General features: G+C 70.8%; 15 protein-coding genes and 1 pseudogene. 5 read left to right on the forward strand and 11 right to left on the reverse strand.

The window, feature by feature from the left end; all coding sequences use genetic code 11:
* Window positions 1–71: 71 nt before the first annotated feature.
* Window positions 72–467: a hypothetical protein gene (locus ACIA8X_RS45845; RefSeq protein WP_393462496.1), complete on the reverse strand. Its 396-nt coding sequence runs from the start codon at window positions 465–467 to the stop codon at window positions 72–74.
* A gap of 714 nt (window positions 468–1,181) precedes the next feature.
* On the opposite strand from ACIA8X_RS45845, the gene ACIA8X_RS45850 reads away from it, so the two are divergent.
* Complete coding sequence (locus ACIA8X_RS45850) at window positions 1,182–2,096, forward strand: trypsin-like serine peptidase (protein ID WP_393462494.1); 915 nt, start codon at window positions 1,182–1,184, stop codon at window positions 2,094–2,096.
* 536 nt (window positions 2,097–2,632) lie between these two features.
* On the forward strand, window positions 2,633–4,390 hold the full coding sequence (locus tag ACIA8X_RS45855) for an NlpC/P60 family protein (RefSeq protein ID WP_393462492.1): 1,758 nt from the start codon (window positions 2,633–2,635) through the stop codon (window positions 4,388–4,390).
* Between the two features lie 53 nt (window positions 4,391–4,443).
* Here the strand turns inward: ACIA8X_RS45855 and ACIA8X_RS45860 are convergent, their stop codons facing one another.
* The 3 genes and pseudogenes from ACIA8X_RS45860 to ACIA8X_RS45870 form a co-directional block, all read right to left on the reverse strand.
* A complete protein-coding gene (locus ACIA8X_RS45860; protein WP_393462490.1) occupies window positions 4,444–4,875 on the reverse strand; it encodes a hypothetical protein in 432 nt (143 codons plus the stop codon).
* Window positions 4,876–5,358: 483 nt separating this feature from the next.
* Entirely contained in the window at window positions 5,359–6,261 is a 903-nt protein-coding gene (locus ACIA8X_RS45865) for a hypothetical protein (protein ID WP_393462504.1), read from the reverse strand.
* Window positions 6,262–6,362: 101 nt separating this feature from the next.
* Window positions 6,363–6,995, reverse strand: a pseudogene (locus ACIA8X_RS45870) (serine/threonine-protein kinase); the annotation flags it as partial.
* A gap of 268 nt (window positions 6,996–7,263) precedes the next feature.
* Here ACIA8X_RS45870 and ACIA8X_RS45875 point away from each other — a divergent pair.
* Window positions 7,264–7,884, forward strand: a complete 621-nt coding sequence (locus tag ACIA8X_RS45875; protein ID WP_393462488.1) for an alpha/beta fold hydrolase — start codon at window positions 7,264–7,266, stop codon at window positions 7,882–7,884.
* Between the two features lie 93 nt (window positions 7,885–7,977).
* On the opposite strand, the gene tnpA is transcribed toward ACIA8X_RS45875, so the two are convergent.
* Window positions 7,978–8,409: an IS200/IS605 family transposase gene (gene tnpA / locus ACIA8X_RS45880; RefSeq protein WP_393462486.1), complete on the reverse strand. Its 432-nt coding sequence runs from the start codon at window positions 8,407–8,409 to the stop codon at window positions 7,978–7,980.
* Between the two features lie 26 nt (window positions 8,410–8,435).
* On the opposite strand from tnpA, the gene ACIA8X_RS45885 reads away from it, so the two are divergent.
* The gene (locus tag ACIA8X_RS45885; RefSeq protein WP_393462484.1) at window positions 8,436–9,779 is read left to right on the forward strand and encodes an RNA-guided endonuclease InsQ/TnpB family protein; all 1,344 of its coding nucleotides are present in this window, start codon (window positions 8,436–8,438) and stop codon (window positions 9,777–9,779) included.
* A 100-nt stretch (window positions 9,780–9,879) separates the two neighbouring features.
* On the forward strand, window positions 9,880–10,065 hold the full coding sequence (locus tag ACIA8X_RS45890; RefSeq protein ID WP_393462482.1) for an alpha/beta fold hydrolase: 186 nt from the start codon (window positions 9,880–9,882) through the stop codon (window positions 10,063–10,065).
* Here the strand turns inward: ACIA8X_RS45890 and ACIA8X_RS45895 are convergent.
* Genes ACIA8X_RS45895 through ACIA8X_RS45920 form a run of 6 tightly spaced genes read right to left on the reverse strand, consistent with a single transcriptional unit; the run spans window position 10,055 to window position 17,919 of the window.
* Window positions 10,055–11,497 (reverse strand): aldehyde dehydrogenase family protein, encoded by a 1,443-nt coding sequence (locus ACIA8X_RS45895; RefSeq protein WP_393462480.1) that lies wholly within the window; start codon window positions 11,495–11,497, stop codon window positions 10,055–10,057. The two genes, ACIA8X_RS45890 and ACIA8X_RS45895, sit on opposite strands and share 11 nt — an antisense overlap.
* Complete coding sequence (locus ACIA8X_RS45900; protein WP_393462478.1) at window positions 11,497–11,871, reverse strand: nuclear transport factor 2 family protein; 375 nt, start codon at window positions 11,869–11,871, stop codon at window positions 11,497–11,499. The genes ACIA8X_RS45895 and ACIA8X_RS45900 overlap by 1 nt, the downstream gene beginning before the upstream one ends.
* A 34-nt stretch (window positions 11,872–11,905) precedes the next feature.
* Window positions 11,906–13,189, reverse strand: coding sequence for an acetyl-CoA carboxylase biotin carboxylase subunit family protein (locus ACIA8X_RS45905; RefSeq protein WP_393462476.1), 1,284 nt, complete (start codon window positions 13,187–13,189; stop codon window positions 11,906–11,908).
* Window positions 13,186–14,832 carry a condensation domain-containing protein gene (locus tag ACIA8X_RS45910; protein WP_399460739.1) on the reverse strand — a complete coding sequence of 549 codons (1,647 nt, stop codon included), beginning with the start codon at window positions 14,830–14,832 and terminating at the stop codon, window positions 13,186–13,188. Before ACIA8X_RS45910 ends, ACIA8X_RS45905 begins: the two co-directional genes overlap by 4 nt.
* 10 nt (window positions 14,833–14,842) lie before the next feature.
* Window positions 14,843–16,135 carry a cytochrome P450 gene (locus ACIA8X_RS45915; protein WP_399460740.1) on the reverse strand — a complete coding sequence of 431 codons (1,293 nt, stop codon included), beginning with the start codon at window positions 16,133–16,135 and terminating at the stop codon, window positions 14,843–14,845.
* Window positions 16,132–17,919, reverse strand: a complete 1,788-nt coding sequence (locus ACIA8X_RS45920; RefSeq protein WP_399460741.1) for an amino acid adenylation domain-containing protein — start codon at window positions 17,917–17,919, stop codon at window positions 16,132–16,134. The genes ACIA8X_RS45915 and ACIA8X_RS45920 overlap by 4 nt, the downstream gene beginning before the upstream one ends.

The following is a 17,919-nucleotide window of genomic DNA, read 5'->3' on the forward strand; positions in this document are numbered from 1 at the left end:
GAGCCCGATGCTCCACCCGGCGTATCGGCACCGCCGTCCGAGCCATCCACACACTCTTGACCTGCGATTATTCAGGATGAAAGAGGTTCACTGAGAACGAACCAAAGCGTGAGCCGGAACTGGGGCGTGCCCTTGCCAACTTGGCCCATAAGGAAAGTGATTTGGGAAAGCGCAGCGTCGCCGCCGAGGAGACCCTCACCATTGGCACGCGGCAGCGGAAGGCCGGCAGCCTCGAAGAAGTCGTCGTACAGGCCGAGGATGGTGTCGAGGTCTTCCGGCGGCTCGCGGCCGAGGACCCCGTCGCGCACGAGCATGCCCTGTGCGATGGCCTCGCACGGCTCGGGCTCGCGCTGGTCGCCGTCGGGCGAACTGACGCGGCGCGCGAAATCCACGCCCAGGTGGCGGCACTGGCGGCGCGTATCGGTGAGGATGCCGAGTAGGCCGAGGCGTTGACCGAACTTGCCCAAGCTCTGTCACCCGCTGTCGACAGAGGCGGACTATGGCGCCGCATCGCCAAGATGCGTCGGGGGAGACGGAGTCAGCCGGTGACCTCCGCGCTCTCGTGCGACGGCAGTACGACATTCACGAAGCGCGGCCGGCTGCTGATCCCGGAGGCACCCGAGGGCACGACGATGTTCCGTGACCCGAGGACGCAAGGAAGGGGACGAGCTTTCCGGGTTTCGTCGGAACCGTGCTCTCCCCTTGCACCGGCGACGTGCCGCGTTGCTCACCACTCCCACAGCCTTCAACCACACCATTTCCGCTCAACCCGCCGCTCTCAGCCGGAAACTGCGAACTTTCAGACAACCCCTGTCACGCGCGTTGATCGCCGCCCAATCCCCCTCCCAAGCTGTGTCGAGCGCGGCGGGGGCGTCGAAGCGCTTATTGTCATGGCCATTGCATGTAGTGGCCGGTGTCCCACGCTGTGCCCGTTTCGGTCGACACATCCATGCACCGAACATCAAGGGGGAACACGGGTGAACACATCTGCACGGAGAGCATTACGCGTCGGTCTCACCGGCATCGCGCTTGCCGTCGTGGCACTCGGCCTGCCCGCACAGGCGGCCACCGGGGCAGAGACCAGTGAGAGTTCAGCAGGCAGGGTCGCGGCCGCCTCCGCGGGGGCAGGCGCAGTCGCGTCGCCCGGGGCCGATGCCTCGGCGTACTGGACACCGAAGCGCATGGCTGAGGCCGAGATGGTGCCGCTCCCGGAACTGAGCGCTGAGCAGTCCCAGCGCGCCCGGCGCGCGGCAGAGACCGCCGCCACCGGACAACTCGCCCCACTGTCCGCACCGCCCACCGCGCCGAAGGCCCAAAGTGCGCAGAGCGGCGACGTGTCGCCGCTGGAGGTCAACGACGCCGAGCGTTGGGGCAGGGCCGGATCGGCGCCCGCGATCACCACCGGACGCCTCTTCGTCGTCAACAACGACGGCCAAGGCATGCAATGCACCGCGAGCGTCATCAACGCTGAGAACCGCAACACCCTGTGGACCGCAGGGCACTGCGTTCACCCGGGTGGTGAGGGCGAGGACGCGTACTACGACGTCGGGACGATGGCGTTCGCCCCGGACGACGACGACGGCCAAGCGCCGCACGGCCTGTGGGAGGCCACCTACGTCAACACGACCACAGGCTGGCAGGACGAGGAGGACTACCAGTACGACCTCGCCGCGGTGGAGGTCTCTCCCCAGGCCGCCAACGGCAACCTGCAGGAGTTCACCGGCGCTCAAGGGTTCCGCTTCGGCTACGGCCAGGACTTCAGCGAGGTGACGTTCCTCGGCTACCCGGGAGCGGGCAACGGCCGTGACTTCCCGAGCGATGAGCTGTACTACTGCCAGGACGACACCGAGGACGCCAGCATCTGGTACTGGGACGAGCGGCTGCAGATGGTGTGCGACATGGGGCAGGGATCGAGCGGCGGCCCCTGGATCGACGACCTGAACAGCAGCGGCGGCGGCTACATCATCGGCACCATGTCTCACATCGACGACACCGACCCCAATGTCCCGGACGACGAGTGGGAGGACGAACACGTCTGGTCGTCGGACCACGGTGACGGGGCGATCAACGTCTACAACGACGTGTCCCAGCACTGAGTCCTGCTGCCGCGGCAGCACAAGGCACGGCGCCATTGCACGCACATGGCGCCGTGCCTTCTACGGTTCGTGCGGCTCGGGCATCGGGGCAGGGGACGCGCTGCGCCTGCGTTCATCCGTCCAGTAGGTCGAGGCCGACCCCGGCTCTTCATTCTCGGTGGCCCCGCTGCCGACCCCCTGCGGCCGATACGTCGATGACGTCGCAGATCCGTCCTTCGGCCCGGCCGGAGACACACCGTCGGCATCGCTGTCCGAGACAGCGGACCCGGCCACCACTGCGGTCACCGCCCCTGCCGCACAGGCCGCGGCCACCACGGCCGTCCACCTCTTCCGCCTCGTCACACGCCTCGCCCCCTGTGTGCTGCGTACGGCATTCGGTACTTCTGGGACGTGCGCGACGCCCGTGTGGTTCCGTCCGGCTGCCCGCGACGGCTTCGTTGCCTGTCGTACCCCGCCGGACCGCTCAGTCCGCTTGGCACTGGCCGAAGTCGGGGGTGCCGCGACGCTTCTGTGCGCGGCCATGGATCATGCAACACATGTCTCACACATCTCGTCGAAGACTCCTCGCCGCCTTCGCGGCCTCGGCCGCCGCTGCCCCGCTCACCGGTCTGGCCGCCGCACCGGCGCGTGCCGCCGCGGCGGCGGACGTGCCGGGCTTCCCGGGGCCGGGTGGTCTGTCCTCGGCCCGTTCGTGGGTGACCATGGCGCCCCTGGGCGCCTCGTACTTCACGCCGGTGGCCCTTACCACCCCACTCACCACCACAGTGCTCTCCGGCACCCCGCCCCGCACCGAGGTCACCTCCGGCGGCAAGCGCGTCGCGCTGCTGACGCACGGCGCGCGAACCGTCGTACTCCCCGGACCACAGCGGACGTTCGTGGAGAACAAGCGGCCCTTCGTGGACGACTTCCAGCGGGCGCTGCCGGACCTCGCGTCGGACGAGGAGGACCGGGTGTACTGGGGCACCTCGCCGGGCGGCGGCAGGTGGGTCACGTCCGAAACCTTCAGGACCGACTTCTCGGTGGTGCCGGGCACCGGAATCATCGACCTCACGACCGCCGGGTACAGCCGGCACGCCAGCCTGCGCGACGACGAGATCACCGACGTCGACGTGCACTGCACGGCCAGGTTCGACAAGGTCCCGACGGGTCAGGCCTGTTCGTTCGCGCTGACCTTCGGTTACGGCAGCACCCAGAACCACTACCGGGCGCGGCTGTCCTTCCGCACCTCCGGGGCGGTCGAGATGCGGCTGGAGAAGGAGGTCGACAACGACGTGACCCCGCTGGAAACGGCGGTCCCCCTGGCCACGGGTGTGCCGGCGGGGACCGACTGGACGATCCGGGTGCGCCGGGATGGCACCCGCATCCAGGCGAAGGCCTGGCAGTCCGCGTCGGCGGAACCGTCTGCGTGGGCCTTCGATGTCACCGACTCCACGCCCACGTTGGCCAAGGGCCGGGTGGGCCTGCGCGCCTTGGCCAACGACGGTTGCACCAACCTGCCGGTCCGACTGTCCGTGACCCGCTTCGAGGTGGCCGCCGCGAACTGGGCGGTTTTGCCGACCGTCACCCACGGCGACTGGGCGCGGCTGCTGCCCGAGCCGTTCGACGGCGCCTGGACCGCCGAGCTGGAGCAGACGATCCGCGGCTGGGCAGGATCCACCGTCCCGGACGTACTGGCGTACGCCGCGATGTTCCTCGGCGGCGCTCCGGCGGTCACGGCCGGCGCCGGACCGGCCCAAGGCAAGCAAGTGCTGGGCGAGGCAGGCTACGGCTATCTCGACGCGCAGGGCTACCGGCTCGAGGGTGCCGACTTCCATGAGTACATGAAGGTGGGCTGGACCTTCCCGGGCGGCACGTACAAGGGGCCATCCAGCAAACAGGTCGGCAACCTCGACTGCTCGGGCTATACGCGCATGGTCTACGGCTACCACCTGAGCGTTCCCCTGGCCGCCGAGGAGGACACCTCGGGCACCCGGATCCCGCGCAAGTCCCGGCACATCGCCGACTACGCGCCGGGCGTGGTCGTCGACCGCGCTACCGGGACCACCCCGCCCGCCGCGGCCCTGCTCCAGCCGGGCGACCTGGTGCTGTTCAACGCCGACTCCGGTGACGACGGGGTCAGCCCGACCGTCGACCATGTCGGCATCTATCTGGGTCTCGACGACGGCGGCAAACGCCGCTTCCTCTCCAGCCGCAAGACGGCCAACGGGCCCACCATGTCCGACCTGGGCGGCGCGTCCCTGCTCGACGGCTCGGGGACGTACGCCAAGACACTGCACACCGTGCGCCGTATCTGAGCTTGTTCACCAAACACCGCTCAACACAGCGACGTTGAACACCGTCCGCCCGGTCAGGCAGGAGGCCGACGCCCAGTGCGCTGCTCCCAGCGGTCGAGTGCTGTGCCGAGTTCCGCCAGCGCCTGGTTGAGCTTGCCGTCGTTGTCCTGTCGGGCGCGGACCGAGTCCAGGTGCTCACGGGCGGATTGCTTCGGGCCGGTGTCCGCCCGGGCAGCCGCCAGGTGCGCTTCCACTGTGCGGATCGACGCCTCGCGCTCGGCGCAGGTCCCCTCCTCCGCGATGACCGCGTTGCGGATCGCCAACTCGAAGCTGTGGACCTGGTGTTCCGCGTACTCGTCGAATGCGAACGTCTCGAAATCCTGGTAGCCCTGGGGAAGGGTCAGATACAGGTAGTGGTGGTTCTCGCCCCTCTTCATCTCTACCGCAAGGCCCTTCAGCGGTACGTCTTCGCCCTTGAAGACCACCACGTGCTGATACAGCGACATCGTGCCGAACGGCCCGTTGGTCAGCTCGCCCCGGCCGAGATCTTCCTGCAGATGCTGCCATGCCTGCGTCAGCTCGCCGATGCGCCGCTCGTAGGCCTGATCAGCTGCGATGACACGGTCCCGAGCCTCCCCGAGCTCCCGCAGAGCCGTGCTGCGCAGCGAGCATCACGACGGCTGTCCAGCCTCTGCCTCTCAGCCTCATGTCCGGCCCCGAACGCATACTCCCGGCCGCCGGGATAGCGGTGCAGCTGCCAGCCTGCCCGTATACCCCCCGCTGCACCCGCAACAAACAAGAGCGCCAAGACCAGCCAGACCCCACCCACATGTCCTCCAGCCCCCTACGGAGCGAAAACACCGGCGTGCTGAGCGCGGTGTTCCGTCGAACTCCAGCAATATGAGGGGTGCTTGAGCCCGGGTCAACGGTGCCTGCGACAGGAGCGGTCCGGGACACCCTGATCGCTCACCCGCAGGACTCCGAGCGGGTCAGGAGGAGCGGGTCAGCCGGGAGGGCGATCCTGTGGTCTGGCTGCCCTCGTCCCCCAAGGTCAGGGTGTGGGCGCGGGTCTTCGCCAGGGTGTAGAGGTTGCCTCGCGCGCACAGCACTCCGGCCGACGGATCCGTGGGAGCGCTGGTGACCGCCTCGAAGACCATGGACGTTCCATGCGTCTCCCGCAGACGCAGCGTCTCGGTGCACCCGAGGTCCCGGCCTGTGCCTTCCTCGGTTACGTGGCTGATCTGTCTGCCCACCATCTCGCCCCGGTCCGCGGCGTGGAGGGTGACGGTCACGGCCACCCGGGTCGTGCGCGCGTTGATGATGCCGTCGCCAGCGGGGCTACCGGGGCCTGTGCCCTTCCACGTGCCCACCCAGGACGCGGGCAGGGCATTCCCGGCAGCGGTGGGGGAGGGGGACGTGGAGGTGGGCGGGGTCGTACGACCGTTCCCACCCGCCGCGTCGTCAGAGCCGTCGGGCCAGGCCAGCGCCGTGACGACGGCCGCGGTCGCGCTCGCGGCCACGGCGGCCGTCCATGCCCGCGCTGACGACCGGCCGGGCGCCGAACCGGCCCCGGACGGGGCGAGGGGCACATGGCCGGGAGCGGGATTCGACGGGAGGGCGGGGGGAGGGCCGTACGCGATCGGCGAGCCGTACTCGGGCGGTGGCCCGAACCCGGTCTGCGGTGCAGGGTCCGGCGCTGGTTGGGACTCTGGGGGGAGGGGTGCGGAGTGTTCCAGCAGCGCCGCCAGCTCGGTTTCCCGCGCGGCGATGTCCGCCTCCAGGCCCGGCGGCAGGGCCGGGGCCCAGACGCCGGGCCTCGCCGCGAGCCTCTCCAACAGCGCGTCCGCGGTGGGGCGGGCCTGCGGTGACTTCTCCAGGCAGGCGGCCAGCAAGGGCGCGAGCGGCCGCGGTACGCCGTCCAGTACGGGCTCCTCGTGCGCGATGCGGTAGAGCAGTTGGGCGGCGGACGGATCCTCGCCCGGGTGCAGAAAGGTCCGTTCCCGGTGGCGGCGTACACCAGGACCGCGCCCAGCGCGAAGATGTCGCCGGGCTCGGCCGATATCCCCCCGGTGACCTGCTCGGGTGCCATGTAACCGGGGGAGCCGATGACACCGCCGGTACGGGTGTGCCGGGTGTCGTCCGCGGCCCGGGCGATTCCGAAGTCGATGAGCAGCGGATGGCGGCGTGCCAGGAGCACGTTGGACGGCTTCACGTCGCGGTGCGCGAGCCCCGCCCGGTGCACGGCCCGCAGCCCCTCGGCGAGTTCCGCCGCCAGAGCCCGGACGGCGGACTCGGGCAGCGGGCCCTCGCACGCCACCCAGTCCGCGAGGGACGGCGCGGCCACGTACTCCGTGGCCAGCCATTGCGGCCGGTGACCCGCGGGGCTGTAATCGACGACCGACACCGTCCACGGGGAACGCACCTGGTCGCTGCTGGCGATCTCGCGGGCGAACCGCTGCTCGAACCCCGGGTCCAGACCGAACTCGGTGCGTACGGTCTTGAGAGCCAGCGGGCGACCCGACGCCGTGCGGGAGAGGAACACCTGCCCCATGCCGCCCTCGCCGAGTCGCGCCAACAGGGGGTAGCCGCCGATGGCATGCGGATCGGTGGGATCCAGACGTCTCATGAACCTCTCCGCGCGCTGCTCGGGCCGCAGGGGCGGTGGCCCGTGCCTGCGGCGGACGTACACCGCCCGTGATACACGCGGGCCTCTCCTGCACGCGAGGCATTCATATCAGTTCATATCTAGAGTGCTTGGCGGGGCGGGACCGTACGTCTCTTCATGCGCAAGCGAACCGCTAACCGCGCACTTCGGGCTGTTGTCGTGGCGCGTCAGCTGCACACCGGCCCCGACCCCGAATGGGTCAAGCTCAACGGCTAGGAGGAGCCCAGGGATGCCGTATGTCGTGGCACACGACGGGACGAAGATCGCGTATCGCATGCTCGGGCAGGGCCCGCCGCTGGTGTGCCTGGCCGGTGGGCCGGGAACGGACGTGCGGAGCCTGGGGAACCTGGGCGGGCTCGACCGGCATCGGACGCTCGTCCTGGTGGACTCACGCGCCGCGGGTGCTTCGGATGTGCCGGCCGACTTGGCCGGCTATGCGTACTCCGAACAGGTCCATGATCTGGAGGCGCTGCGTCGTCACCTGGGAGCCGGACCCGTGGACGTACTGGCGCATTCGGCAGGTGCCCTGACCGCCCAGCACTACGCGGCCTCCTTCGCGGACGGGGTGCGCCGTCTGGCGCTGGTCGCGCCCGCGGGCCGCGTCGGGCGGGAGGTCGACTCGGCCGAGGTCGCCACCCTTAGGGCGCGCCGCGCCGACGAGCCGTGGTACCGCTCCGCCTCTGAGGCCGCGGAACTGTTGGCCACGGGCGTGTCAGGTGCCGAGGCCGAAGAAGCCCAGCGGCGATTGGCTCCCTTTCTGTACGGCAGGTGGACCGACGAGACGCGCGCCCACCATGAAGCCGACCGCGTCCGGCCTCCCGCCGGGCTCTACGACGCCTTCTACCTTTGATCTTGGCCAGTGCTCCGGCCTTCAGGCCGGATGGTGAAGGCCATCTCAAAGTAGGGGTGACCCTCACCGGAGCACGGGTCTGCACTGTTGATCTCAGCTCACAAGGCGTTTCTGTCGCTCGATGTACTGCTGTATGACGGTCAGGGGCGCCCCGCCGCAGCTTCCGGCGAAGTAGGAGCCGGACCAGAAGTGGCCGCCCCACAGGTACCGGCGCACGTGCGCGTCGTACTCCTTGCGGAGCAGGCGGGCGGAGACGCCCTTGAGGGAGTTGACCAGCTTGGAGAGCTGGACTTTCGGCGGGTAGTGCACGAGCAGGTGTACGTGGTCCTCCTCGCCGTTGAACTGCTTGAGGTCGGCTTCGAAGTCCGTGCACACCTCCCGCATGATCTCTTCGCAGCGCGTCAGCATGACGTCCGTCATGGCTTTGCGCCGGTACTTGGTGACAAACACCAAGTGCACGTGCAGGTTGTAGACGACGTGACGGCCGGTGCGTACGTCAGGGTTTGGATTCCAGCGTGGTGACATAAACCAATTGTAGTAGAGTGATCGTCATGAGCGAACTCGGCCTGGTGAAGCGGCAGTTCGGGCACCGCGCCCGACTGGCACTGAGCCCTGCCGAGATCCGCGTCATGGATGACCAGGCGCACGCGGCCCGCACCATGTGGAACTGCCTGCACTCCTGGTGGCAGATGATGCCCAAGGGCAAGCGCACCCTGGCAGGCGCGGACGCTGCGATACGGCAGGCCCGTAAGGATCTCGATTACCTCGCCGTCCTTCCCGCCCAGGCCGCGCAGGCCGTCTTGAAGACGTACCACCGGGCGTGGGTGAACTGCTGGGAGGGACGGGCGGAGGAGCCCAGCTACAAGGGCCGCTTCCGCTCGCCGATGTCCGTGGACATTCCGCAGGGCCGGGACCTGAACATCGTCCGCGTCCACCGCCGGTGGGGCATGGTCAACATTCCCAAGGTGGGCCGGGTCCGCTTCCGCTGGACCAAGGATCTCCCGGTCGGCCAGCGGGCGAACAAGGAGAACCGGATCACCGGCGCCCGGCTGGTCAAGGACGCGTTGGGCTGGCACATCGCCTTCCGCATCCAGACCCTCGAACGCGTCCCTGAGCCGCACCGGGGGCCGGAGGCCGGCATCGACGCCGGAGTGAACATCCCCCTCGCCCTCTCGAACAAGGACCACCAGGACCACGGGCGCCCGCCGCGCCTGCCGAACGGTGACTCCGACCGTGACAGGTGGCTGACTGAGAAGGAGAAGGCCAAGCTCCTCAAGCTGGAGCGGCAGGCCGCGCACCGCAAGACGTTCCGCAAACGCGGGGAGAAGACCTCCAAGCGTTTGCAGCACACCTACGACCAGATCAAGCAGCTCCGAGCAAAAGCCACGCGACGAGCCCTTGACTGGCAGCACCAGACGACCAGGTATCTCGCCCGCACGTACGGCGTGCTGGTGGTCGAACAGCTCAACATCCTCGGCATGACCAAGAGCCCGGCCCCCAGGCCCGACCCCGAGCAGCAGGGCGCGTTCCTGCGCAATGGGGCCAAGGCGAAGGCCGGACTGAACCGCTCCATCGCCCAGGAGGCATGGGGCCGGACCGTGACGATGCTGACGTACAAGACCGCCCGCTACGGCGGCCGGCTCGTCAAGGTCCCCGCCCCACACACCTCCCAGCGATGCTCAGCCTGCGGCTTCACCATCCCCGGCAACCGAGAGAGCCGGGAACTGTTCGTATGCAAGAACCCCGACTGCGGCTGGACGGCGAACGCCGACTGGAATGCAGCGAGGAACATCTTGCACCTGTACCGGATCGGCCATGTCATCGTGGAGGTCCCGGCCGCCGGAAGGCGCGGTCGCAGGGCGGGTAAAACCGTCAAACCTGTCGCCGCAAGGTAGACAGGAATCCCCTTCCTGAGCTTGCGAAGGGAGGGGAGAACTTCAACGAGGGAACCCGGCCGAGCAGGCGACCGCCGAGCGGCTGCGGTTCCTGGGGTCGGTGGCCGTCCCGGTGCTGGTGCTGGCCGGCGCCGAGGACTGCGTCGCCGGTACCCGGCCGGCCGCGCTGACCGCGGAACTCTATCGGCACGGCCGTCTCGAGACCGTTCCGGGCGCCGGCCACCATCCGTGGCTGGACGAACCGGAGTACTTCCGCCACTCGGTCGAAGGTTTCCTCAGGGACTGACTCCGGGGCCGGTGGGGTCGGCCTCCACTTCGTCCGGGGCGCCGCTCGTGGGCCGGTCCAGGTGCTGCACCACCTTCAACGCCCCAAAGGACAACAGGCCTTGCACGCCGCCTTCATAGCCGTACCCGCTCGCGCCTCGTCCCCCAAGGGGCGCGTCGGGCGCGGCCCCTGGGGAGCAGTTGACGCCGACGCTCCCGGCGTCGAGCCGCCGTGCCAGCTCCCGCGCGTGTGCGGTCTCGCCGTAGACGTACGCCGACAGCGCGTACGCGGTGCTGTTGGCCAGCGCGACGGCTTCGGCGTCGTCGCGGTAGGGCACGACCGGCGCGACCGGACCGAACGGCTCCTCGTGCAGGATCCGCGCCTGCGGCGGCACGTCGCCGAGCACAGTGGCCGGATAGTGGAAACCGGCCGTCCCGGGGACGCGCCCCCCGAGCAGCAGGCGCGCGCCGCCGCGTACGGCGTCCTCGACCAAGGCGTGCACGGCGTCGCGGCGGCGCGCGCTGTTCAACGGCCCCATCGTGCCGCCCGGCTCGCTGTCCGGGGCGGGCGCGCACCGCACCAGGCGTCGCACGAAGGCGTCGACGACCTGCTCGTGCACGATAAAACGGCTCGGTGCGCCGCAACTCTGGCCGGTCGAGCCGAACTTGGCGATCGTGAGGGCGTCCGCCGCGGCCTCGACATCCGCGTCCTCGGTCACGATCACCGGTGCGTGGCCGCCCAGTTCGAGGACGCACGTGGTGAGCTGCTCCGCAGCGGCGGCGGCCACCAGACGGCCGACGGCGGTGGAGCCCGTGAAGGAGACGCGCCGGAACTCCGGGCGGCGCACCAGGGCCTCGGCCTCGGCCGGAGCCGCGTGCACCACCTGGACCAGACCGTCGGGCAGCCCGGCTTCGGCCGCCGCCCGGGCCACCGCGGCGGCGACGCACGGGGTCTCCTCGGGGCCCTTGACGACGACGGAGCAGCCCATGGCGAGCGCCGGACCGAGCTTGCGGGCGAGTACCACGGCAGGGAAGTTCCACGGCACGATCGCCAGCACAGGGCCGGCCGCGTCCACCACGACCTCACGCGCGACCCCGGCACGTTCGGGCAGCGCGATGGGCCGGGTGACCTCGAGGGCGGCGTCGGCGCTCCACCGCAGGGTCTCCACCGCGCGCTGCAGTTCCGCCATCGCCTCGGCCGGCGTCTTGCCGTGCTCCTGGCTGAACCGGGGCGCCAGTTCGGGCAGTCGACGGGCCAGGACGTCGGCGAGGTGCCGGATCTTCTGGGCCCGTTGATCCACGGTCGTCCCCGCCCAGCCCGGCGCCGCCGCCGCGGCCGTCCGCGCGACACGGGGCACGTCCTCTGCGGACAGCAGCGGGACCTCGCCGATGCACCGCCCTGTACGGGGATCGACCACAGCGGCTATCGCGCCGCGTCTCGTCTGAGTGGCCATCAGATCGCCGGCCGGAAGAAGTAGGTACGACGGCCGACGATCCGGCCGTCGCGCACCGTGTAGGTGTCCGCGAACTGCTCGTCCAGAGGTTCACCGGACCGGCTCGTGCCGGCGAACCTGCCCCAGCAGGCGGCGGCTTCCAGGTCACTGACGATGTGCAGTACCTGATGGCGCCCGGAGGCGATGACGCGTTCGACGCGGTAGAACCGCTCGATTCGCGCCAGGCCCCGCAGCGGCTCGTAGCCGGGACGGTCGTAGACACAGTTCTCGGCGAAGACGCGGCCGAGGTCGTCCCAGCGTGCCGCGTCGATGATGGAGAAGAGCTCGGTCACCAGGCTCTCGGCCGACCGGGTGACCGTCGTCAGTGCTGCCATGTCGTCCTCTCTGGGTAGGGTTCGTGACTTCGGGTCAGGCCAGCAGGGACGCGGCGGACACCCGGTGCATGCCGTCCACGTCCTCGAATTCGTAGGTGAGAACCGCCAAGGCCTTCGCGATAACGGCGGTCATCGCGTCGTGGTCGTCGCAGGCGCCCCACAGAATGTCCATCTCGTGGGTCATCACCCCGCCGGGCAGATCGTCGCCGGGCCGCACGAAGGTGCGGTACCCGGAGATCCCGTCCAGCTGCCGCGCCTCCCGTCGGCCGTGGACGGCGACGAACCGGCACGGGGCGACCGGTGCGAGCCCGTGGTGCTGGAAGTGCACCTTCTCCGGCCGCAGTTCGCCGGCCTCGACCTCCTCGCCGAGTGCCTGTCGGCCCGCGAGCCGCACCAGGTCGACTCCGCAGGCGCGCCGGGACAGCTCGTTGATGTGCCCGCCGACCCGCCCGTTGACCTCGATGATCCTCGGACCCGACGGGGTCAACTTGAGCTCGGTGTGGGTCAGGCCGGTGCGCACGCCCAGGGCCATCAGCGCCCGCGTCGTCAGGTCGAGGATCTCCTGCCGTTCCGCTTCGGACACTTGGGCCGGCCAGTACTGGCCGGGCTCCCGGAAGGGATGGACCAGCGGGAACTTTCCGGTCAGCGCCAAGTGGACCACTCCGTCGGGGCCGCAGAGGCTCTCGACGGACACGTAGTCACCGGACGGCAGCCCGGCCCTGCCCACCAGCAACTCCTCGACGACGAGCGGCGCTTCGTGGCCGGGGGACGTGCGCACGGCGGCGAACAGGTCGGCCAGCAGAGCCGGGGCCGCGGCCGCGTCGTACACCGCGTGGGTGTGGCGACTGCCCTCACCTCTGACGGGCTTCACGATCGCCGGAAGACCGACCGCCGCGACCGCCGTGGACCAGTCCGCCGGCACCCGCAGCGGATGGCTGCGCACCTCGTCGACGCCCGCCTCCCGAAGCCGTCGCCGCTGACGCACCTTGTCGGTGAGCAGCCGGGCCGTGTCCTCGTCGTGGAAGGGCAGCCCGAGATCGGCGGCGAGCCGGGCCGCGGTCCGTAACATCGGTTCGCTGAAGGTGACGAGCGCCGACGGCCCGTACCCGCGCAGCGCGGCGGCATCTACCGCCGGGTCACCCGTGAGCGGGAGAACGGACCCCAGGGTGTCCAGGACCTCCGCGAGCCGCGCCACATGATCGGTGGGTGCCACGACGAACACGATGTCCGCGAGGTCACGCAGCCCCACGGCGATGTCCCCGGCGGCCACGGCTCCCTTGTCGTAGACGACGGCGATGACCGGCCGACCCCCCGTCATGCGCGCACCGCCCGCGATACCGACGGCAGTTGGGCCGGGGCCGAGGGATCCTCGGCCGCAGCGGCCAACGCCTGACGGTACAACTCGGCGTAATGCTCCGCCTGATTCGGATCCACCAGGTCGGGGTCGAAGTCCACGACGACGCGGCTGCCGCCCTCCAGCCCCTCGACCTCGAAGTCGACACGGAACGGGAAACTGGGCTTGCCCTCCACCCACCAGCCGTCGGCCCGCAGGGCGGTCAGGTTCCCGAGACCCTCGTAGAGGTGGAAGTCGGTGTAGTTGAACGTGACGTCGAAGGCCGGACGGCCGAGCCGGGTCTCGATCTGGGCCAGCGGAAACGCCCGGTGGGGCATGGATCGCCGCTCGGCCGTCATGGCGTCCCCGGCGAGTTCCGCCCACGACCGCGCGGTCCGCACGAACCGCATGGGGAGTGTGTTCAGGTAGAGGCCGACCACCAGGTCGGAGTCCGCGGTCTCCGGACGGGTACTGACCACCACGCCGGTGACGATGTCCTGGTCGCGGCCGAGCCAGGCGCCGAGCGTCCAGGCGTGCACGCCGAGCACGAAGGCCTTCAGCGACGCCCCCGACCGCCGCGCCGCCGACCGCAACGCCTCGAGCAGCTCCGGCTCCAGGCCGAAGGCGTGCTGGCCGACCGCGTTCGCCGCGGCCGTGCGGACGCCCGGGTCGATCAGCAGCACGGGCACGTCCGCCTCGGCCCGCCAGAACTCCGCCGCCTCGGGGGAGGCGATGGCCGCGGCCTCGGCGGCGGCGAAGTCCTGGTGAGCGGTGGCGGGGAGCTCCGGCAGGTCGGGGGCGACGCCCCGCAGCAACGCGTCGTACACCGTGAGCAGGTCCACGATCATCCGGCCCAGCCCCCACCCGTCGGCGATGGCGTGATGGCAGGAGAGCGCCACCTGGAAGGAGTCCCGCTCGGTCACGACATGGCAGCGCAGCAGCGGCGCCCCGCTCCAGTCGAGGGGCCGCTTCACCTGCTCCGCGCTCCACCGCCGGGCGAGCTCGGCTGCCGTGTGAGGACCGTCCTGGTCAGCCGGCTCGACGGTGAGCCGTGGCTCGACCTCGGCCCACACCAGCTGGACGGGCACTGAGAACGTACCGAGGTCGAAGGAGGTACGCAGCGCCGGGTGGCGGCGGCTCACCGTGGTCAGCGCCTCGCGGAACAGCTTCTCGTCGAAGGCCGCCCGGGTCCTCCAGCCCGTCCTGGAGTGATACAGCTCGGGATCCCCGCTGGCCTCGCACAGGTAGATCATCCCGACCTGGAGCGCCGAGGCCGGGACCGCCTCCGTCACCGCGTCGGGCACCAGGGCCCGGTCCACCGGGTCGAGCAGACCGGCGCGGGCCGGCCCGGCGGCGCCGGACGCGGCTGCCCCGAGGGACTGTCCGGCACTGGCCTGTTCGGAGGTGTTGGCCTGTTCGAGGTGGGCCGCCAGATCGCGGGCCGTCGGGTAGTACAGGAGGTCCCGCAGGGAGACGGACAGACCTCGGCCTTGCGCCTCGGTGACGACGCGCAGCGCGGTGAGCGAGTCCCCGCCCATCGCGTAGAAGTCGTCGTCCGGGCCGATTTCCTCATCGCCCAGGTGCGTGCGTATGAGATCCAGGAGCAGGTCGGTGACAGAGGCAGTCATGGGTTCTCCCTCAGAGCGAACGGGCCTGGGGCGGGACGCGTCGGCGTGCGTCCGCGCGCAGCCGGGTGCGGACGGGCAGCCGGGTGAACCCCGCCACGAAGTTGGACGCGAGCCGGCGCGGCGGCCCGGCCGGCTCGAACTCCTCTACCAGGGCGACGATCTCCTCGAAGAGGACGCGCAGGGTCAGCCGGCCGACGGCTGCGCCCAGGCAGTAGTGGGGGCCGTATCCGAACGCGATGTGCCGGTTGTCGGGCCGGGGCACGAGGAACCGCTCGGGGTCGGCGAAGACGGTCTCGTCACGGTTGGCCGAGCCCACCCACACCGCCACCGCGTCCCCCGCCGGCACCAGGCCGCCGCTCAGTTCGACGTCCTGGACCGCGTGCCGCAGGAAGGAGCGGGCAGCGGACGTGAAACGCAGTCCCTCTTCCACGAGTTCCGGGACGAGTTCCGGGTTCTCCCGCACCGCCCGGTACACCTCCGGGTTCCGGGCGAGCGCGAGCACGGTGCCCGCCGCGGTGTGCGGAGTGGTGGCGTTGGCGCCGAGCAGCACGCTGTAGCAGTTGACGACGACCTCGTCCCGGGTGAGCGCGGTCCCGTCGACGGATACGGCCGTCAGGTGGCGGATGAGGTCGTCGCCCTCGGTGCCCGCCCTCGACCGGGCCGTTCGCGCGAAGTACTCGAACAGCTCGTGGTGTGCGATGGCGAGCGTCGCGGCGCTGCTGCCCGTGCGGTGGACCGGATCCTCGGGCGCCGCCGCCATGCCCGTCCACCGCACGAGGTCCGGCCAGTCCTCCTCGGGCAGGTCCATCAGAGCCGCGGCCGCGGCCATGGGCAGCAGCGCGGCGTGCTCGCTCACGTCCCACACCTCGTCGTCGGCGACGGATCGCAGGACCGCGTCCACGGCAGCCCGGATCCGCTGCTCGGCCGCCATCAGCGGGGCACCGCTGAACAGGGCCCGCAGCGGGCGGCGCAGTTCGCCGTGGCGGGGCGGGTCCGTGGCGACGAGCATCTTGCCCGCCGCCGCGTCACCCCGCCCGAGCTGTTGGAGAAGGCTGCCCCGCTCGGACGTGAACTCGCGGTGCTGACCGAGCACCCGGCAGGCGTCCTGGTAGCGGGTGACCGACCAGAAGGCGCGTCCGTCCGGCAGCTCCTGACGGTGCAGCGGCGCCCGGCGCCGCATGGCCGCCCATGTCAGATGGGGGTCGCTCGCGGCGTGGAAGCCCGCGTCGAACAGGTCGACGCCGTCCAGGTCGACCGTGTCGAGGTCGGCAACCGACCAGCCGCCCGCCGGGTTCTCCGTCACGATCGCGACCTCGCTTCCTGCACGGCCCGGGCCAGCCCGGCGGGGCTCGGGTCCAGATACAGGGAGCGCGGCGAGATCTCGACGCCGTACGACCGCCGTAGTTCGCCCAGGATCGTCACGGCCAGCAGCGAGTGCCCGCCGATCTCGAAGAAGTCGTCGTCCGCGCCGACCCCGAGGACGCCGATGTGGTCCGTCCACAGCTGGCAGATCGCCCGCTCAACCGGCGACTCGGGCGCCCGATGGGGCGCGCTCAGCTCGGGCCTCTCCTGCACCGACGCGGCGGCCAGAGCGGCACGGTCCACCTTGCCGTTCGGGGTGAGCGGCAGTGTGTCGACGATCCGCACGAGGGCGGGCACGCAGTAGTCGGGCAGCACCCGCACCAGCCGCTCCCGCACGTCCAGCGCGGAGAGTTGACCTCCGTCATCGGCGACCACATGGCCGATCAGCCGGCGTTCGCCGGACGGTGCCCGCTGGACGACGACGGCTGCCCGGGCCACGCCGGGCACCGCGGCCAGCGCCGACTCCACCTCGCCGGTCTCGACCCGAAAGCCCCGGATCTTCACCTGGTCGTCGTCGCGCCCGAGGAACTCCAGCGTGCCGTCGGTCAGCCACCGCACCCGGTCTCCGGTGCGGTACATGCGGGCGCCGGGCGTCGCCGCGTACGGGTCGGCCACGAACCGCTCCGCCGTCCGTCCCGGGTTCCCCAGATAGCCGTGGGCCAGGCCCTCACCGGTGACGTAGAGCTCGCCTTCCCCGTCCTCCGGCACGGGGCGCAGCCGCTCGTCGAGGACCCGCACCCCGCTGCCCCTGATCGGCCGGCCGATCGGGACCGTCGTGGTCACGGGCGCCTCCCGCATGGGGTGGCAACAGCTGAACGTGGTGTTCTCCGTGGGCCCGTACCCGTTGACGACGGTGGTCTCCGGCAGGGCGGCGACGGCGCGGGCGACATGCGGCGCGGACAGTACGTCGCCCCCCGCCAGGAGGTAGCGCAGCCCGCGCAGTTCGGCCAGACCGGTGTCGACGACATGGTGGAAGAGACCGGCGGTCAGCCACATCATCGTGACGCCCTCGCGGCCCGCGTACGCGGTCAGTTCGGCCGCGGACAGCTGCCCGGGCGGCGGAACGGCGAGCCGAGCCCCGGCCAGCAGCGCCCCCCAGACCTCCCACGTCGACGCGTCGAAGGCGAGGGGCGCGAACTGGAGGAACACGTCGTCCCGGCGGATGTCGGCGATGTCCGTCCCGACCACCAGGCGCAGCACCGCCCGGTGCGGAACGCACACACCCTTGGGAGGGCCGGTGGACCCCGAGGTGTAGGCGACGTAGGCGATGTCCTCCGGGGTGGTCACAGCGGCCGGCCTCGCGGCCTGCCCGCCGCTGTCCGCCTGCCCGCCGTCGTCCGCCTGCCCGTCGCCGTCCGGGGTGAGTACCGTCCGGCCGTGGCTCGACATCTCGGCCGCCAGGTGGGCCTGCGACAACACCACCTTCACCGAGGCGTCGTCGAGGATCGTCTGCCGCCGTTCGAAGGGCTGTCGGGCGTCCAGCGACAGGTAGGCGGAACCGGCCTTGAGCACGGCCAGGATCATCGCCACCGCCGCGGCGGAGCGCTCGGCGTGCACGGCGACGACGTCTCCGGGTCGCACCCCGTGCCGCCACAGCCGCCGCGCCGTGCGGTCGGCCCTGGCGTCGAGTTCGGCGTAGGTCAGCTCGCCGTCGCAGGCGCTGACCGCGACCGCGTCGGGTGTCTCGCGGACCCGCTCGGCGAACACCCCGTGAATGGTCTGCAT

Origin of the sequence: Streptomyces sp. NPDC051738 (assembly GCF_044453205.1) — a bacterium.
Taxonomy (GTDB): domain Bacteria; phylum Actinomycetota; class Actinomycetes; order Streptomycetales; family Streptomycetaceae; genus Streptomyces.

Bases quoted from the DNA above. Each gene is read 5' to 3' on its own strand.
- ACIA8X_RS45850 (WP_393462494.1), top strand. From the start codon at position 1,182: ATGGCTGAGGCCGAGATGGTGCCGCTCCCGGAACTGAGCGCTGAGCAG.
- ACIA8X_RS45855 (WP_393462492.1), top strand. From the start codon at position 2,633: ATGTCTCACACATCTCGTCGAAGACTCCTCGCCGCCTTCGCGGCCTCG.
- ACIA8X_RS45860 (WP_393462490.1), bottom strand. From the start codon at position 4,875: ATGTCGCTGTATCAGCACGTGGTGGTCTTCAAGGGCGAAGACGTACCG.
- ACIA8X_RS45875 (WP_393462488.1), top strand. From the start codon at position 7,264: ATGCCGTATGTCGTGGCACACGACGGGACGAAGATCGCGTATCGCATG.
- tnpA (WP_393462486.1), bottom strand. From the start codon at position 8,409: ATGTCACCACGCTGGAATCCAAACCCTGACGTACGCACCGGCCGTCAC.
- ACIA8X_RS45885 (WP_393462484.1), top strand. From the start codon at position 8,436: ATGAGCGAACTCGGCCTGGTGAAGCGGCAGTTCGGGCACCGCGCCCGA.
- ACIA8X_RS45895 (WP_393462480.1), bottom strand. From the start codon at position 11,497: ATGGCCACTCAGACGAGACGCGGCGCGATAGCCGCTGTGGTCGATCCC.
- ACIA8X_RS45900 (WP_393462478.1), bottom strand. From the start codon at position 11,871: ATGGCAGCACTGACGACGGTCACCCGGTCGGCCGAGAGCCTGGTGACC.
- ACIA8X_RS45905 (WP_393462476.1), bottom strand. From the start codon at position 13,189: ATGACGGGGGGTCGGCCGGTCATCGCCGTCGTCTACGACAAGGGAGCC.
- ACIA8X_RS45910 (WP_399460739.1), bottom strand. From the start codon at position 14,832: ATGACTGCCTCTGTCACCGACCTGCTCCTGGATCTCATACGCACGCAC.
- ACIA8X_RS45920 (WP_399460741.1), bottom strand. From the start codon at position 17,919: ATGCAGACCATTCACGGGGTGTTCGCCGAGCGGGTCCGCGAGACACCC.